Here is a 14,965-nt window from a genome sequence, read left to right as displayed (position 1 = left end):
GGGCAGGTTCGCTCGGCCTCCTCCTTCTCGTACTCGTACTTATTATCACCCCCATAACGGGAGTGGCGTACGCGCCTGCCGGCTAGGTAAAAACCAAAGCAAAGGCAGACACGAAAAACCCCGCTCCCGGAACCTGGGAGCGGGGTTTTTCGTGTTTCGCCGCACGGAAAGCTTCGATGACACAGAGTTCGAAAAAAACGTCAGACGCGATCACCAAGGGGCCGGCCCGCGCCGCCGCCCGCGCCATGCTGCGCGCGACCGGCATGCAGGACGCCGACTTCGACAAGCCGATGATCGGCGTGGTGAACACCTGGACCACGGTGACGCCCTGCAACATGCACCTGGCGGACCTGGCTATTCCGGTGCGCGAGGCCGTCAGCGAAGCCGGCGGCTTCCCCGTCGACTTCAACACGGTCGTCGTCTCCGATGGCATCTCCATGGGGTCCGAAGGCATGCGCGCCTCGCTGATCTCGCGCGAGACCATCGCCGACTCGATCGAGCTGGCCGTGCGCGGGCACTGCCTGGACGGTGTGGTGATCCTGGTCGGCTGCGACAAGACGATCCCGGCCGCGGCAATGGCGCTGGCGCGCATGGATGTGCCCGGCTGCATCCTCTATGGCGGCACGATCATGCCGGGCCGGCTGGGCGAGAAGGACCTGTCTGTCCAGGACGTGTTCGAGGCGATCGGTGCACACGCCGCCGGAACGCTGGACGATGAGGGCCTGAAGTCCGTCGAGAAAGCAGCCTGTCCCGGCGCCGGCGCCTGTGGCGGCCAGTTCACGGCCAACACGATGGCGACCATCCTGTCGGTGATGGGCCTGTCGCCGATGGGCGTCAACGACATCCCGGCGCCGCACCCGGACAAGCCCGCCGCCGCCGCGCGCTGCGGCAAGCTGGTTGTCGAGCTGGCCAAATCGGGCACGCGGCCGCGCCAGTTTGTCAGCCAGGCCTCGCTGCGCAATGCCGCCATCGCGGCCTCCGCCAGCGGCGGCTCGACCAATGCCATCCTGCACTTGGCCGCGATTGCGGCCGAGGCCGGCGAGCCCTTCTCGATCGATATCTTTGACGAGGTCTCCGGCATCGCCCCGGTGATCACCGATCTGAAACCCGGCGGCCGCTTCCTGGCGCACCACATGTTCCTGGCCGGCGGCACACGCCTGTTCGCCCGGCGTCTGGTTGAAGCCGGCCTGCTGGCCGACACGCCAACCGTGACCGGCCGCAGCCTGCACGCTGAAGCCGCCGACGCGGTCGAGTCGAAAAACCAGCGCGTCATCAAGACCGTCGCGGATCCGGTGAAGCCCGATGGCGGTTTCCGCATCCTCTATGGCGAGCTGGCCCCTGAAGGCGCCGTGCTGAAAACCTCCGGCCATTCGCGCACCGCCATGGAAGGCCCGGCGCGCGTGTTCGAAAGCGAGGAAGCCGCCTTCGCCGAAATCGAGAACAATAACGTCAAGGCCGGCGATATCATCATCATCCGTAATGAAGGCCCCAAGGGCGGCCCCGGCATGCGCGAAATGCTGGGCGTCACGGCGGCCCTGGTGGGCCAGGGCCTGAGCGAAGACGTCGCCCTGATCACGGATGGGCGCTTTTCCGGCGCCTCGAAAGGTTTCGTGATCGGCCATGTCAGCCCGGAAGCTGCCGCCGGCGGACCGATCGGCCTGATCGAGAACGGCGACATCGTGCGTATCGATGTCGGCGGCCGCCGGATCGATGTCGACGCCGATCTGGCCGCGCGCCGCAAGGACTGGGTCCGGTCCGAGCCGAAATCCGTCGGCGGCGTGTTCGCCAAATATGCCGCGCTGGTCTCCTCGGCCTCACGCGGCGCCGTCACCATTCCGGCCGGACCCGACGCTCCGGCCGCCCCGCAATCCACCGACAACGCGACATCCAAGCAGGAGATCACCGCATGACCGCGTCCGCTTCCAAATCGACTTCCCGGCGCGCCGCCTTCGAAGTCGACACCACCGAGTTCAAGTCCAGGCCGATCGCGGTCATCGGCTATGGCAGCCAGGGGCGTGCCCACGCCATGAACCTGAAGGATTCCGGCTGCGACGTGATCGTCGGCGTCCGTCCCGGCGGAGCCGGCGAGAAGAAGGCCAAGGCTGACGGGCTGAAGACGGCAACGCCGGAAGAGGCCACCAAGGCCGCCCATGTGATCGCCATCCTGACGCCCGACATGACGCACGAAGCCGTCTACCGCGAGATGGTCGCACCGAACCTGGACAAGGGCGATGCCGTCCTGTTCGCCCACGGTTTCTCGGTGCATTTCGGCCGGGTTCATCCCGATCCCGCCACCGACATCATCCTCGTCGCGCCGAAGGGCCCGGGCGATCTGGTGCGCCGTGAGTACGAGATCGGCCGCGGCGTGCCCTGCCTGTTCGCCATCAACCAGGACGCCACCGGCAAGGCCCGCAACCGCGCCCTGAGCTACACGGCCTGTATCGGCGGTGCGACGGCCGGCGTGATCGAGACGACCTTTGCCGAAGAGACCGAGACCGACCTGTTCGGCGAACAGGCCGTCCTGTGCGGTGGCACGACCGAGCTGGTCATGGCCGGCTACGAGACACTGGTCGAGGCCGGCTACCAGCCGGAAGTCGCCTATTTCGAATGCCTGCACGAGCTCAAGCTGATCGTCGACCTGCTCTACGAGGGCGGCATGGCGAAGATGCACGAATTCATCTCGGAAACGGCCATCTACGGCGATCTGCGCTCGGGCCCGCGCGTCATCAATGACGAGACCCGGGCCCGCATGCGCGAAGTTCTCAAGGACATCCAGGACGGCACGTTTGCCCGTGACTGGATCACCGAGAACCAGGCCGGAAAGCCGCAATACCAGGCCCTGCTGCGCAAGGATCTGGAACACCCGATCGAGAAAACCGGTGCCGAACTGCGCGCCGACATGCCGTGGCTGCAGCCCGGCGCCAACACGCACTGACGACAGGAAAGCTCAGGATCATGACCGCCCTGCCCGCCAATGACAGCCTGACCGAAGCGAAGACCGCTCCGGCACCCAAGACAGCCAAGCAGACCGGCGCGCATGCCGTCGTACGCACGCTGGAAGCCCTGGGTGTCGAGCGCGTGTTCGGCTATCCGGGCGGGGCGATCATGCCGGTCTACGACGCCCTGACCGGCTCGAGCCTGCAGCACATCCTGGTCCGCCATGAACAGGCAGCCGCGTTCGCGGCCGACGCCCAGGCGCGCATCACCGGCAAGGCCGGTGTGTGCCTGGCCACGTCCGGTCCCGGCGCGACGAACCTGCTGACCGGCATCGCCAATGCCTACATGGACAGCGTCCCCATGATCATCCTGACGGGCCAGGTCCCGTCGGGCCTGATGGGTACGGACGCCTTCCAGGAAGTCGACGTGTTCGGCATGTCCATGCCGGTCGTGAAACACTCGATCATCATCCGCGACCCGATGCGGATACCGGAGATGATCGCCGAAGCCTTCGAGATCGCGGAAGGCGGGCGCCCCGGCCCCGTCCTGATCGATCTGCCGAAGGATGTCCTACAAGCCGAGGCGTACCCCACCTTACCCCCAGAGCCTCGGCCTGCAGCAGGGCCGTCCCGTGCCAGTGACGCCGATGTGGCTGCGGCGACGGCCCTGCTGACTCAATCCCAACGCCCCGTTCTCTATATCGGCGGCGGTGTCGCCCTGGGCCGCGCCGTCGACGCGGTCCGGGATTTCATGGACCGTACCGGCATCCCCGCCGTGGCGACCCTGAAGGGTCTGGGCTGCCCGCATCCCGACGCCGAGAATTTCCTGGGCATGCTGGGCATGCATGGCGGACGCGCGGCCAATGTCGCCGTGGACGAATGCGACCTGCTGGTGTGCTGCGGTGCGCGGTTCGACGACCGGGCCACCGGCCGGCTGGACAGTTTCGCCAAGGGCGCCCGCATCATCCACATGGATGCCGACATTGCCGAGATCGGCAAGCTGCGCGCGGCCGATGCGGCAATCGCCGGCGATATTGCCGATGCGCTGGCGCGCATGGATCCGGGCTATCTGGATATCGACCCCTGGCGCGAAACCTGCCGCGAGCGCAAGGCACGCCATGCCTTCCGCTATGACGCACCGGGCAATGGCGTGTTTGCACCGGCCATGCTGAAGGAATTGTCCGAAGCTGCCGGTGACGATTTCATCGCCGCCTGCGATGTCGGCCAGCATCAGATGTGGGTGGCCCAGCATTGCCGCTTCTCGCGTCCGGAATCGCATCTGACCTCCGCCGGTCTGGGTGCCATGGGTTACGGACTGCCCGCCGGCATCGGTGCCGCCATGGAACGCCCCGACGCCAAGGTCGTCACGATCTCGGGCGATGGTTCGATCATGATGAATATCCAGGAGCTGGCGACGGCCCGCCGCTACAGCGTGCCGATCCGCATCCTGTTGCTGGACAATGCCTCGCTGGGCCTGGTGCGCCAGTGGCAGGAATACTTCTTCGACCAGAATTTTTCCGAGATCGATCTCTACGACAATCCGGACTTTGCCGAGGTGGCGCACGCCTTCGGCATCGAAGCCTTCACGGTTCACAGCCGGGACGAGGTTCCCGGCGCCATTGACCGCTTGCTGAACGCGCGCGGCCCGATCCTGGCGCATGTGCTGATCGACCCGCGCGAAAACGTCTGGCCGCTGGTGCCGCCGGGCGCATCCAATGCCGACATGATGGAGGACTGATCATGCTGAACACGCTCATCATCGAACTTGCCGAAGCCGAAGGCGCCCTGATGCGTCTCATCGGACTTGTCGAGCGCCGTGGCTATATGATCGGCACGCTGGACAAGAGCGAAGCGCGTGAAGGCCAGTCCACCATCACCCTGCAGGTCACGCCGCGCGACGCGGCGCGCCAGCTGGATGTGCTGATCCGCCAGATCGGACGCCTGATGGATGTACGCGCCGTCTTCACCCCTCAAATTGCGGCCGCCGAAGCGGCTCACGCCTCATATCACTGGAGACAGGCATGTCCGCCCCGAAACTGAGCCCCGTACCCAGCAGCCAGCCGGAACGGCTGCACATTTTCGACACCACGCTGCGCGACGGCGAACAGGCGCCCGGCTTTTCCATGACGGCACCGGAGAAGCTGGAGATGGCGCATCTCCTGGCGAATCTGCGGGTCGACACGATGGAGGCCGGTTTTGCCGCCGCATCGCCGGGCGACACCGAAGCCATCCGGCTGATCGCCCGGGAAGTCCGGGGGCCGACGATCTGCTCGCTGGCCCGTGCGACGGAGAAGGATATCGACGCCGCGGCCTATGCGCTGGAGCCGGCGCAGCGCAGCCGCCTGCACGTCTTCATCGCCACCAGCCCGATCCACCGTGAAGCCAAGCTGCGCCTGTCGCGCCGCGAGGTCATCCAGACCATCGAGCGCTGCCTGAAACATGCCGCCGGCCGGTTCGACGAGATCGAGTTCTCGGCCGAGGACGCCCTGCGGACGGAACCGGAATTCCTGGTCGAGGCGCTGAGCTGCGCCGCGCAGAACGGTGCCGACGTGCTGAACGTGCCCGACACGGTCGGGTATTCCGAACCGGACGAGATCTATCGCGTCTTCGCCGACCTGGTGGAGAAGGTGGAACGGCCGGACCATGTGATCTTCTCGGCCCACTGCCACAACGATCTTGGCCTCGCCGTCGCCAACTCGCTGGCTGCCGTGAAAGCCGGTGCACGCCAGGTCGAATGCGCCATCAACGGCATCGGCGAACGGGCCGGGAATTGCTCGCTGGAAGAGGTTGTCATGGCGCTGCAGGTGCGGGCCGATATCTTCCCCGCTGTCAGCCATGCCGACGCGACCCAGATCTGGGCCGCCAGCCAGCGCCTGTCCCGCATGACCGGGACCGCGGTGGCACCGAACAAGGCCATCGTCGGCAAGAATGCCTTTGCCCACGAAGCCGGCATTCACCAGCACGGCATGATCGCCGACCGGCGCACCTACGAGATCATGACCCCGGAGAGCGTCGGCGTTCCCGGTTCCTCTCTGGTGCTGGGCAAGCATTCGGGCAAGCACGCCCTGTCGCAGCGCCTGGCCAAGCTGGGCTACCAGCCCGACCCGGACCGGCTGAACGAAATCTTCGCGCAGTTCAAGGCCGCGGCCGACCTGCATGGCGAGATCAATGACGCCGATCTGGTCGCGATGATGGAGGGGTATTCGGCCTCCGGTTCGCAGTGGACGGTACTGCGCACCGAGCTGCGCACCACGGCCGGCCGCAAACCCAAGCAGTTTGCCCGTATCGAGCTGGAACACCCCGTGCGGGGCCGCATCTCCGACATCGCCTCGGGCGACGGTCCGGTCGCGGCGGCCTTCGCGGCCGTTCAGCGGATCACCGGTACCGATGTCGATATCATCAGCCTGGAAACCCGTATGCGGGCCAATGGTTCGGGCCGCGAATTCGTGGCCGATATCGAGGTCGAGATCGACGGCCGGCGCTATTCAGGCCGGGCCCGCGGCCCCGACATCGTAACCGCGGCCATCGACGCCCTTCTGTTCACCCTCGATCGCGGCGAAGCCTACGACCGGGCCGAGGCCAACCAACCCACACCGGCACACGCCGTCTGATCAGGACACCAAGACCATGGCTATTCAAGAAACCGACTTCATCTGGCGTAATGGCGAACTCATCGACTGGCACGAAGCCCAGACCCATGTGCTGAGCCACGCCCTGCATTACGGCACCTCTGTCTTCGAGGGCATCCGCTGTTACGACACGCCGTCCGGCCCGGTGATCTTCCGGCTCACCGACCACATCCGGCGCCTGTTTGACTCCGCGCGCGTCTACCACATGCCGATCCCCTACACCCAGGAGCAGATCGAGGCCGCCTGCCGCATGGCGGTGCGCGCCAATCATCTCAAGAACGCCTACATCCGCCCCATCGCCTATTTCGGTTATGGCGGCATCGGCGTCCTGCCGGGCAAGGACACCAGTATCGATGTCTGCATCGCGGCCTTCCCCTGGGGCGCCTATCTGGGCGAGGACGCCCTGTCCAAGGGCGTGAATTGCTGCATCTCCAGCTGGAACCGGGCTGCGCCCAACACGATCCCGACCGGTGCCAAGGCCGGCGGCAATTACCTCTCCTCGGTGCTGATCAGCCATGAAGCCCATTCGCGCGGCTTCGACGAAGGCATCGGCCTGGACGTCAACGGCCTGGTGTCCGAAGGCGCCGGCGAGAACATCTTCGTCGTCTCCGACGGCATCATCCGCACGCCGCCCACCTCGGCCTCCATCCTGTCCGGCCTGACCCGCGACAGCGTGATCAAGCTGGCCGAGGCGGAAGGCTATGACGTGCGCGAGCAGACCCTGTCGCGCGAAAGCCTCTATGTCGCCGACGAGATCTTCTTCACCGGCACCGCGGCCGAGATCACGCCGGTGCGCTCGGTCGACGGCCATATCGTGCGCTGCGGCGGCCGTGGCCCGGTCGCGGAAAGGATGCAGGAGCGTTTCTTCGGCCTGTTCACCGGCGAGACCCCGGATCATCACGGCTGGCTGCAGCCGGTCCAGGACAATCCGATGGAGGTCCAGCATGTCGCCTGACAGCGGGCGTCCGCGATCCCTGTTCGAGAAGGTCTGGGACGCCCACCTGGTCAAGGCGGAGACGGCCGACACGCCGGCCATGCTCTATGTCGACCTGCACCTGGTGCACGAGGTCACCTCGCCCCAGGCCTTTGCGGTGCTGGCCGGGCGCGGCCTCAAGGTCCGTCGGCCGGACCGGACCCTGGCGACGATCGACCACTCCACGCCGACGCTGGATTTCGCCCCGGGCGAGAGCCCGCCCTACGCGACCGAGGCTGCCCGCAAGCAGGTCGAGACCCTGCAGGCGAATGCGTCGGCGCACGGGATTACCCTGCATGGCTGGGACAGTGAGTATCGCGGTGTGGTGCATGTGATCGGGCCGGAACTGGGGGCGACCCAGCCGGGCATGACGATTGTCTGCGGCGACAGCCATACCGCGACGCATGGCGCTTTCGGAGCGCTGGCATTCGGGATCGGCACGACGGAAGTCGGCCATGTGCTGGCGACGCAATGCCTGTTGCAGCGCAAGCCGAAGTCCATGCGCATCACGCTGGAAGGCCCCACGGCACCGGGCGTTTCGGCCAAGGATATCATCCTGGCGGTGATCGCCGAGATCGGTGTGGATGGCGGTACGGGATGCGTGATCGAATATGCCGGCGAGGCGATCGAGGCGCTCGACATGGAGGGCCGGATGACGGTCTGCAACATGTCGATAGAGGCGGGCGCGCGGGCCGGGATGATTGCCGCCGACGAGACGACATTTGCGTGGCTCAAGGGTCGCGAACATGTGCCGTCAGACCCCCACAAGTGGGATATGGCAGTGACACACTGGTCACATTTCCGCTCCGACCCGGGCGCGCACTTCGATCGTGAGGTCGTGATCGACGCGACACAGATCCGGCCGATGGTCACCTGGGGCACGGCACCGGATACCGGCATCGCCGTCGACGCGCCGGTTCCGGCCGCGCGGTCGGCCTCCCATGCCCGCGCGCTGGGCTATATGCAGTTCGAGGCGGGCAAGCCGGTTTCCGGCGCGAAGGTCGACCAGGTCTTCATCGGCTCGTGTACCAATTCGCGCATCACAGACCTGCGCGCCGCCGCCGCGATCATGAGCGGACGCCGGGTGGCGCCGGGCGTGCGCGCCCTCGTCGTCCCCGGCTCGGTCGCCGTGCGCAAGCAGGCCGAGGCGGAAGGGCTGGACCGGATCTTCATCGAGGCCGGCGCGGAATGGCGCCAGCCGGGCTGTTCCATGTGCATCGCCATGAATGGCGACAAGGGCGAGCCGGGCCAGCTGATCGTCTCCACCTCGAACCGCAATTTCGAGGGCCGCCAGGGTCCCGGCGCGCGCACCGTGCTGGCCAGCCCGGCCACGGCCGCCGCAGCCGCGATCGCCGGCCATGTCATCGACCCGGCCACGCTGATGGAGCCCGCCCATGCCTGAACGCTTCGCCACGCTGACCAGCCGCACCTTCGTGATCGACCAGGAAGACATCGACACCGACCAGATCATTCCCGCGCGCTTCCTCACCACGACCTCGCGCGACGGGCTGGGCGACAAGGCCTTCCACGACTGGCGCTATGACAGTGACGGCAAGCCGCTGGAGACCGTCGCCCTCAACGCGCTGGACACGGCCACCCACCGCATCCTCGTGGCGGGGCGCAATTTCGGCTGCGGCTCCTCGCGCGAGCATGCACCCTGGGCGCTGCACGATTTCGGCTTCCGCGCCGTCATCTCCTCGGAGATCGCCGACATCTTCCGCTCCAATGCGGCCAGGAACGGCCTCCTGCCGATCCTGGCCCCGAAGGAAGCGCATGACTGGCTGCTGGCCCATCCCGATGTCGAGATCACCATCGATCTTGCCGCCCAGCGCGTCGAGATGGGCAACGGGCCCGGTTTCGACTTCACGATCGAGCCCTTCGCCCGGCACTGCCTGATGGAAGGCACCGACCCGCTCGGCTTCCTCACCGCCAACGAAGACGCCATCACCGCTTACGAGACACAGACCGCATGACCTATCGCATCGTCCTTCTGCCCGGCGACGGGATCGGCCCGGAGATCACCCGCGTCGCCCGCGCCGTCATCGAACGGGCTGCCGCCCTGTCCGGCTTCTCGGTCCGGTTCGAGGAACACGCTTTCGGCGGCGCCTCGATCGACCGCTATGGCGAACCCCTGACCGACGAGACCCTGGCCGCCTGCCAGGCCGCCGACGCGGTCTTCCTGGGCGCGGTGGGCGGACCCAAATGGGACAAGGCGCCCTCGCGCCCCGAGGCCGGCCTTCTGGCCCTGCGCAAGGCGCTCGGCGTCTATGCCAATCTGAGACCTGCCAGCGTGCACCCCGCGCTGGCGGACAAGTCCCCGCTGCGAGCCGACCTCGTAGCGGGGACGGACCTCCTGATCGTGCGCGAGCTGACCGGCGGCATCTATTTCGGCCGGCGCGAGCGCACGGACAGCCAGGCCTCCGACACCTGCACCTACAGCCGCGCGGAGATCGCCCGCGTCGCCCGTGTTGCCTTCGAACAGGCCCGCCTGCGACGCGGCCGTCTCACCTCGGTGGACAAGGCCAATGTGCTGGAAACCAGCCGCCTGTGGCGCGAGACCGTCTCGGAAATGGGCGCGCGCGACTATCCCGATATCGCGCTCGATCACATGTATGTCGACGCCGCGGCGATGCATCTCCTGCGCGCCCCGGCCAGTTTCGACGTCATCGTCACCGAGAACATGTTCGGCGACATCCTGTCCGACGAGGCCTCCATGCTGCCGGGCTCGATCGGCCTTCTGGGCTCCGCCTCGCTGGGCGAGGCCCGTCCCGGCATTTTCGAACCCATCCACGGCTCGGCCCCCGACATTGCCGGCCAGGACAAGGCCAACCCGTTCGGCGCCATCGAAGCCGCCGCCCAGCTCCTGGACGCCCTCAACGAAACCGACGCCGCCGCCCGCATCCGCAAGGCGGTCAACGCCATGCACGAGGCCGGCGAATGGACCGGCGATCTCGGCGGGGATCTGACGTGTTCGGGCGCCGGTGTGAAGCTGGTGGAACGGCTGGAGGCGGAGGCTGTGGCGGCTTAGGGCTTCCTGGCCCCCTTCGACCTCACCCGGCACAAGGCCGGGCTCGGCCACTTCCCCCGCTTCGCAGGGGAAGCCTTGATCAGGGCTCGCCCCGCTTGCGGGGGAGCTGTCCGCGTGAGCGGACTGAGGGGGCGGCGCAAAGCGCCGCGCAGCGCGTCAGCGCGCACGTTTTGCTCTGACAGCTCGGGCCGGAAAGGCCATGCTAATCGTCCATCAGCCTGTCGAGGGGGTCGTGCCGCGTATCCATCCGCGCGCCGGTCAGCCGGTCGACTGTTTCGGCATCGAGCTCGCCTGCCTCGCGCGATCTCTGGTTCTTCACCAGCTCGGCATAATAACGCGCCGAGACGATCACCACACTGTCCCGGCCATGCTTCTGCACATGCACCGGGCCATGCTGCGCCTCTTCGACATAGCGTCCGAAATTCTGCTTCACATCGGTCGCGGGAACATTGGTCATGGCTCGCCTCATAACGTCTAATTGGCACAAAATAGACAAAACAGGCGAAATGTCAAGATTCGGAGGGGGACTGGGTGGGTGAAGAGGCGGGGTGAAGACACGGGGGTGACAACGCCATGCACGAGGCCGGCGAATGGACCGGCGATCTCGGCGGGGATCTGACGTGTTCGGGCGCCGGTGTGAAGCTGGTGGAACGGCTGGAGGCTGAGGCCGTGACGGCTTAGGGCTTACCGGCCCCCTTCGACCTCACCCGGCGCAAGGCCGGGCTCGGCCACTTCCCCCGCTACGCAGGGGAAGCCTGATCAGGGCTCGCCCCGCTTGCGGGGGAGCTGTCCGCGAAGCGGACTGAGGGGGCGGCGCAAAGCGCCGCGGAGCGCGTCAGCGCGCACGTTTGCTCTGACAGCTCGGCCCGGAAAGGCCATGCTAATCGTCCATCAGCCTGTCGAGGTAGTCGTGCTGCGTGTCCATCCGCGCGGCGGTCAACCGGTCGACCGTTTCGGCATCGAGCTCGCCGGCCTCGCGCGATCTCTGGTTCTTCACCAGCTCGGCATAATGACGCGCCGAGACGATCACCACACTGTCCCGGCCATGCTTCTGCACATGCACCGGGCCATGCTGCGCCTCTTCGACATAGCGCCCGAAATTCTGCTTCACATCGGTCGCGGGAATATTGGCCGCCGTTTGCGATCACGCTTCCAGTTGGGCAGGTCGAGCGATTTTTTGTAGCAACGGAAACGAAAGCCTGTCTTGCGCAAAGCGTACTACAGGACCAGAGGACGACAAGTTTGTTGGCTATACTTGTGGTTGGTCGTCAGTTGAGAAGTTGGTGGCCGACAGACTTTCAAATCCAATTCGTCTTGGCGAGGGGTTGGCAAGTGGTTACCGTGCCTACTGAGCCACCTCTGGAAAGAGGCACCAGTCTCAAACGGCTCTTCGCCAATCTCTTGCAGAACTGGCGACCACGGAAAAGCTCGCCGGTCTAGGTCGGCGAGAGCCGCCCAACCTTCAGCATCAATCTGCGAGCCAATATAAGCCGCTAACTGATCCGACGCGCGCATGTCATGATCAAACATCCTTCGCAGAGCTCGAACCGCCGCCCCTAAAGGGTTTGGGTTTGGCAACAAGTTTATATCGAGCAACCGCTCATTGAGCCCTGAGATAGCGGCTTCCGAGGCGATAATGCTCTCTCCTTTTTGGAGAGGACATAGCACGGCATCGATATTGAAAAATGTGGTATTCGCAATGTCTTCTAGACAATTGACGGTAACGTGCCCTGCCCGATGGGCCCATGTCTGTTGGATGTCCCAAAATTCCAGATCAATAGACTCTATCCGGAGTTTAAAGCCTCCAAATCTATTTCTATTCCAAGCGTGAGATTGGAGGAGCTTGGCTAACTTTACGGGCTCTTTGACCTCTACGGCAAAATCGAAGTCGCATCGAGGAGAGCTTCGGCCATATACGCCGGTTTCGCGCACAAGTCCGCCAATCGCAGCCACTCTCCCCACTTCCATTAACTGGGAGAGGACTTCATCGATTCCTTTTAACCGATTGACCCCGTGGCGCCCTCGGAGGGCTTTTTGCACTCGGTCTTTGACAGCTCTACGCTGGGATTTGTCCATCGTGGACCCGGTCAAGCTTCTTGAGTAGGTCGGTGCTATACCGCTCCGTCATACCCGACAACATATCCGTAAGAAGGAGGATCTGGCGATAGCGGATCTCTGCGGGAGATGTTGCCAATGATATATCTCTCTCAAATGCGTCACGATAATTTTTAGATATTTGACCGTATACGAACTCCCCAAAGGTTGTTTGCTCCTTCGGCATCAAACCCTGAGCTGCTTCGATTTGAGAGAGCTTACTGGAGCGCAAGCTGCACTCATCGATGCCACGCCACAAGCGGTCCGCGAGTTTATGCAGCATGATTTCACCTTGGAGCTCAACCTCTCGCACATGATCATGGGAGAATGCATTTTCGAACGCGAATCTCTTCAGAGTCTTACAAAATTCCGCGGCATCAGAAGCCTCGATCAACCCGCTACCAAATCGGCCTGACTGTATTTCGGCTTTGTGTTTCGTGTACGTATCAGAAGCCGCACACATTAGGTGATCAATCGCAAACGTCCTAAAGTACTGAGCGACGATGTCGCTTATTTCGTCAGGCGCTCGCGCCTCCGTAGCTAGATCCTTAATGTGCCCGTCCAAGAGGCCAAGCATACTTTCTGGCGCAGTGGACCCAATAGCAGCTCGTACATCATGGATCGATACGAGACGCTTGGTCACTGCATCCTCAATGTCGATCACCGAATAAGCGATGTCGTCGGCTGCCTCCATTATGTAAGCTATAGGGTGCCTCAAGCCACCCGATATGCCGGTTTGATCGAAGACCCAATTCGCGGCCTGTCGATCAGCCCAGAAGTACCCAAATTTCTTTTTTGCAGAGTGAGCGCCGGGGCCCCCATCTCGCTCATGTGACGCTACTGTGTACTTCATAAGCGCAGCCAATGTGGCCGCCGTCAGGTTGAGCCCAGTATTTCCCTTAGACACCTGAAGGCGCGTTACAAGACGAAACGCTTGCGCGTTTCCTTCCCAATGGAGCAAATCAAGACGTTGCTGTTCTGGGAGGCTCACACCCTCGCCGCATATGTCCAACTCATTTTTTTCAAACCAGCGAGAAATAGCCTTTTCGCCCTGGTGTCCAAAAGGTGGATTACCAACATCGTGCGCTAGACCTGCCGCGGCGGCGATAACCGCCACCTGCGCTCCGTCAAAAAGACCATCAAAGGCCAAGTTTGGTTGACGGCCCAAGCGCATCGCGAGCGATCGAGCGAGGTTCGATACTTCGTGCGAGTGCGTTAGGCGGTTCCGGACACTATCATTCTTCTCTTGCGGAAAGACCTGCGTCTTATCGACCAAGCGACGAACGGGCGCCGAAAACAATATGCGGTCGTAGTCGCGTTCGAATTCCGTTCGATGATCGCTACTATTTAAAGCCCCTTTCGATAGACGAGCCGTCGAAAATAGATCCATCTCAACTCCATAATCCAGCATCCCAATAGATCGCTGGCCCCTTCAAAATTCAACCTTATAAAATTTTTTGTAAGAAAAACACGCAATGCGCGTAAACGACAGTTGTGGAGTCCGTCAGCGCAGCACACCCTGACGCCTCAGACGTCGCGCTGATGGTACCATCATAGCCAGAGCCCAGTGCAACATCTCCGACCTGCTGCCCCCCTCACTCCACCACAACCCGCGCCTCGGCCCGGTCCAGCACGCCCTGTGACAGCCCTTCCCAGAGCGCGCTGTCCAGGCCGGCGTTTATGATGTCGGCCATGGAGGCGCCGGTGGGGGCGAGGTCTTCTATGTAGATGATCATCAGCTCCTCGCGCGGATTATCGGCGTCGAGGATGTGTTTCATGGTGGCGTTGATGGTCTCGGCCGGCAGGGTGTAGCCCGCCTCTTCGAGCACGGCGCGCATCATGGCATTGTCGGAGCCGGCCTGCGGCACATCGCTTGCGCCCTCGCCGAAGCGGGCGCGGACGAAGAAACTGGCGTCGCCCAGCGCGCGCTGCTCGAGGTCTGACAGGTGGAAGTCGTAGCCGGCCTCCGGCAGGGTCGGCAGATAGGCCTCGAACTGGATCCAGTAGAGCCGGTCGACCACCCGGTCCTCGCCGGCCTCGACGAAGAGGTGCATCTCGGCATCCACCGCGTCATAGAGCGCCCAGCGGCGGCCGCCGGCATAGACCGCGCTGCCGGGCACAACGATGCGCGCCTGCGGCTGATGCGGCGAGACGAGCGTGCCCGCCGCCTCGACCGTGCGCATGGGGGCCGGCCAGGGCGCGGCGTCCGGACAGCCGGGCGCGGTGCACACATGGGTGGCGAGCGTGACGGCGAAGGCGCTGAGGGTCAGGGGCATGAGGGCATGGCTCCGTTTGCTGGATCGGT

At 64.4% G+C, this 14,965-nt stretch carries 13 protein-coding genes; 9 read left to right on the top strand and 4 right to left on the bottom strand.

Annotation, left to right across the window (positions count from 1 at the left end; genetic code table 11):
• The first annotated feature begins 176 nt into the window (after window positions 1-176).
• From ilvD to leuB, 9 genes are read left to right on the top strand one after another with little or no spacing between them, the layout of a single operon-like run.
• Entirely contained in the window at window positions 177-1,910 is a 1,734-nt protein-coding gene (gene ilvD / locus PKE71_RS06610; RefSeq protein ID WP_271186157.1) for a dihydroxy-acid dehydratase, read from the top strand.
• On the top strand, window positions 1,907-2,935 hold the full coding sequence (gene ilvC, locus PKE71_RS06605) for a ketol-acid reductoisomerase (RefSeq protein WP_271186156.1): 1,029 nt from the start codon (window positions 1,907-1,909) through the stop codon (window positions 2,933-2,935). Before ilvD ends, ilvC begins: the two co-directional genes overlap by 4 nt.
• Window positions 2,936-2,955: 20 nt before the next feature.
• The gene (ilvG, locus tag PKE71_RS06600) at window positions 2,956-4,674 is read left to right on the top strand and encodes an acetolactate synthase 2 catalytic subunit (protein WP_271186155.1); all 1,719 of its coding nucleotides are present in this window, start codon (window positions 2,956-2,958) and stop codon (window positions 4,672-4,674) included.
• Window positions 4,675-4,676: 2 nt separating this feature from the next.
• Window positions 4,677-4,976, top strand: coding sequence for an ACT domain-containing protein (locus tag PKE71_RS06595; RefSeq protein ID WP_271186154.1), 300 nt, complete (start codon window positions 4,677-4,679; stop codon window positions 4,974-4,976).
• The gene (locus tag PKE71_RS06590) at window positions 4,958-6,547 is read left to right on the top strand and encodes a 2-isopropylmalate synthase (protein WP_271186153.1); all 1,590 of its coding nucleotides are present in this window, start codon (window positions 4,958-4,960) and stop codon (window positions 6,545-6,547) included. The genes PKE71_RS06595 and PKE71_RS06590 overlap by 19 nt, the downstream gene beginning before the upstream one ends.
• Before the next feature lie 16 nt (window positions 6,548-6,563).
• Window positions 6,564-7,520: a branched-chain amino acid transaminase gene (locus tag PKE71_RS06585; protein ID WP_271186152.1), complete on the top strand. Its 957-nt coding sequence runs from the start codon at window positions 6,564-6,566 to the stop codon at window positions 7,518-7,520.
• On the top strand, window positions 7,510-8,940 hold the full coding sequence (gene leuC / locus PKE71_RS06580) for a 3-isopropylmalate dehydratase large subunit (RefSeq protein ID WP_271186151.1): 1,431 nt from the start codon (window positions 7,510-7,512) through the stop codon (window positions 8,938-8,940). The genes PKE71_RS06585 and leuC overlap by 11 nt, the downstream gene beginning before the upstream one ends.
• The gene (leuD, locus tag PKE71_RS06575) at window positions 8,933-9,511 is read left to right on the top strand and encodes a 3-isopropylmalate dehydratase small subunit (protein ID WP_271186150.1); all 579 of its coding nucleotides are present in this window, start codon (window positions 8,933-8,935) and stop codon (window positions 9,509-9,511) included. Before leuC ends, leuD begins: the two co-directional genes overlap by 8 nt.
• Complete coding sequence (leuB, locus tag PKE71_RS06570; RefSeq protein WP_271186149.1) at window positions 9,508-10,566, top strand: 3-isopropylmalate dehydrogenase; 1,059 nt, start codon at window positions 9,508-9,510, stop codon at window positions 10,564-10,566. Before leuD ends, leuB begins: the two co-directional genes overlap by 4 nt.
• 202 nt (window positions 10,567-10,768) lie before the next feature.
• On the opposite strand, the gene PKE71_RS06565 is transcribed toward leuB, so the two are convergent.
• The 4 genes from PKE71_RS06565 to PKE71_RS06550 all read right to left on the bottom strand — a co-directional run bounded on the left by PKE71_RS06565 (window position 10,769) and on the right by PKE71_RS06550 (window position 14,936).
• On the bottom strand, window positions 10,769-11,023 hold the full coding sequence (locus tag PKE71_RS06565; RefSeq protein WP_271186148.1) for a type II toxin-antitoxin system Phd/YefM family antitoxin: 255 nt from the start codon (window positions 11,021-11,023) through the stop codon (window positions 10,769-10,771).
• Window positions 11,024-11,446: 423 nt separating this feature from the next.
• Window positions 11,447-11,692 carry a type II toxin-antitoxin system prevent-host-death family antitoxin gene (locus tag PKE71_RS06560; protein WP_271186509.1) on the bottom strand — a complete coding sequence of 82 codons (246 nt, stop codon included), beginning with the start codon at window positions 11,690-11,692 and terminating at the stop codon, window positions 11,447-11,449.
• A gap of 930 nt (window positions 11,693-12,622) precedes the next feature.
• A complete protein-coding gene (locus PKE71_RS06555; RefSeq protein WP_271186147.1) occupies window positions 12,623-14,050 on the bottom strand; it encodes a deoxyguanosinetriphosphate triphosphohydrolase family protein in 1,428 nt (475 codons plus the stop codon).
• Window positions 14,051-14,255: 205 nt separating this feature from the next.
• Window positions 14,256-14,936, bottom strand: coding sequence for a hypothetical protein (locus PKE71_RS06550; RefSeq protein WP_271186146.1), 681 nt, complete (start codon window positions 14,934-14,936; stop codon window positions 14,256-14,258).
• Between the last annotated feature and the right edge of the window lie 29 nt (window positions 14,937-14,965).

Source organism: Maricaulis virginensis (assembly GCF_027922185.1).
GTDB classification, from domain to species: Bacteria; Pseudomonadota; Alphaproteobacteria; order Caulobacterales; family Maricaulaceae; genus Maricaulis; species Maricaulis virginensis.
The sequence above is the reverse complement of the archived record's forward strand: the minus strand, read 5'-3'. Positions and strand labels throughout refer to the sequence as shown.

Coding starts and splice junctions, on each gene's coding strand:
- ilvD (WP_271186157.1), top strand. CDS start 177: ATGACACAGAGTTCGAAAAAAACGTCAGACGCGATCACCAAGGGGCCG.
- PKE71_RS06550 (WP_271186146.1), bottom strand. CDS start 14,936: ATGCCCCTGACCCTCAGCGCCTTCGCCGTCACGCTCGCCACCCATGTG.
- PKE71_RS06595 (WP_271186154.1), top strand. CDS start 4,677: ATGCTGAACACGCTCATCATCGAACTTGCCGAAGCCGAAGGCGCCCTG.
- leuB (WP_271186149.1), top strand. CDS start 9,508: ATGACCTATCGCATCGTCCTTCTGCCCGGCGACGGGATCGGCCCGGAG.
- PKE71_RS06585 (WP_271186152.1), top strand. CDS start 6,564: ATGGCTATTCAAGAAACCGACTTCATCTGGCGTAATGGCGAACTCATC.
- ilvC (WP_271186156.1), top strand. CDS start 1,907: ATGACCGCGTCCGCTTCCAAATCGACTTCCCGGCGCGCCGCCTTCGAA.
- PKE71_RS06565 (WP_271186148.1), bottom strand. CDS start 11,023: ATGACCAATGTTCCCGCGACCGATGTGAAGCAGAATTTCGGACGCTAT.
- leuC (WP_271186151.1), top strand. CDS start 7,510: ATGTCGCCTGACAGCGGGCGTCCGCGATCCCTGTTCGAGAAGGTCTGG.
- PKE71_RS06555 (WP_271186147.1), bottom strand. CDS start 14,050: ATGGATCTATTTTCGACGGCTCGTCTATCGAAAGGGGCTTTAAATAGT.
- PKE71_RS06590 (WP_271186153.1), top strand. CDS start 4,958: ATGTCCGCCCCGAAACTGAGCCCCGTACCCAGCAGCCAGCCGGAACGG.
- leuD (WP_271186150.1), top strand. CDS start 8,933: ATGCCTGAACGCTTCGCCACGCTGACCAGCCGCACCTTCGTGATCGAC.
- ilvG (WP_271186155.1), top strand. CDS start 2,956: ATGACCGCCCTGCCCGCCAATGACAGCCTGACCGAAGCGAAGACCGCT.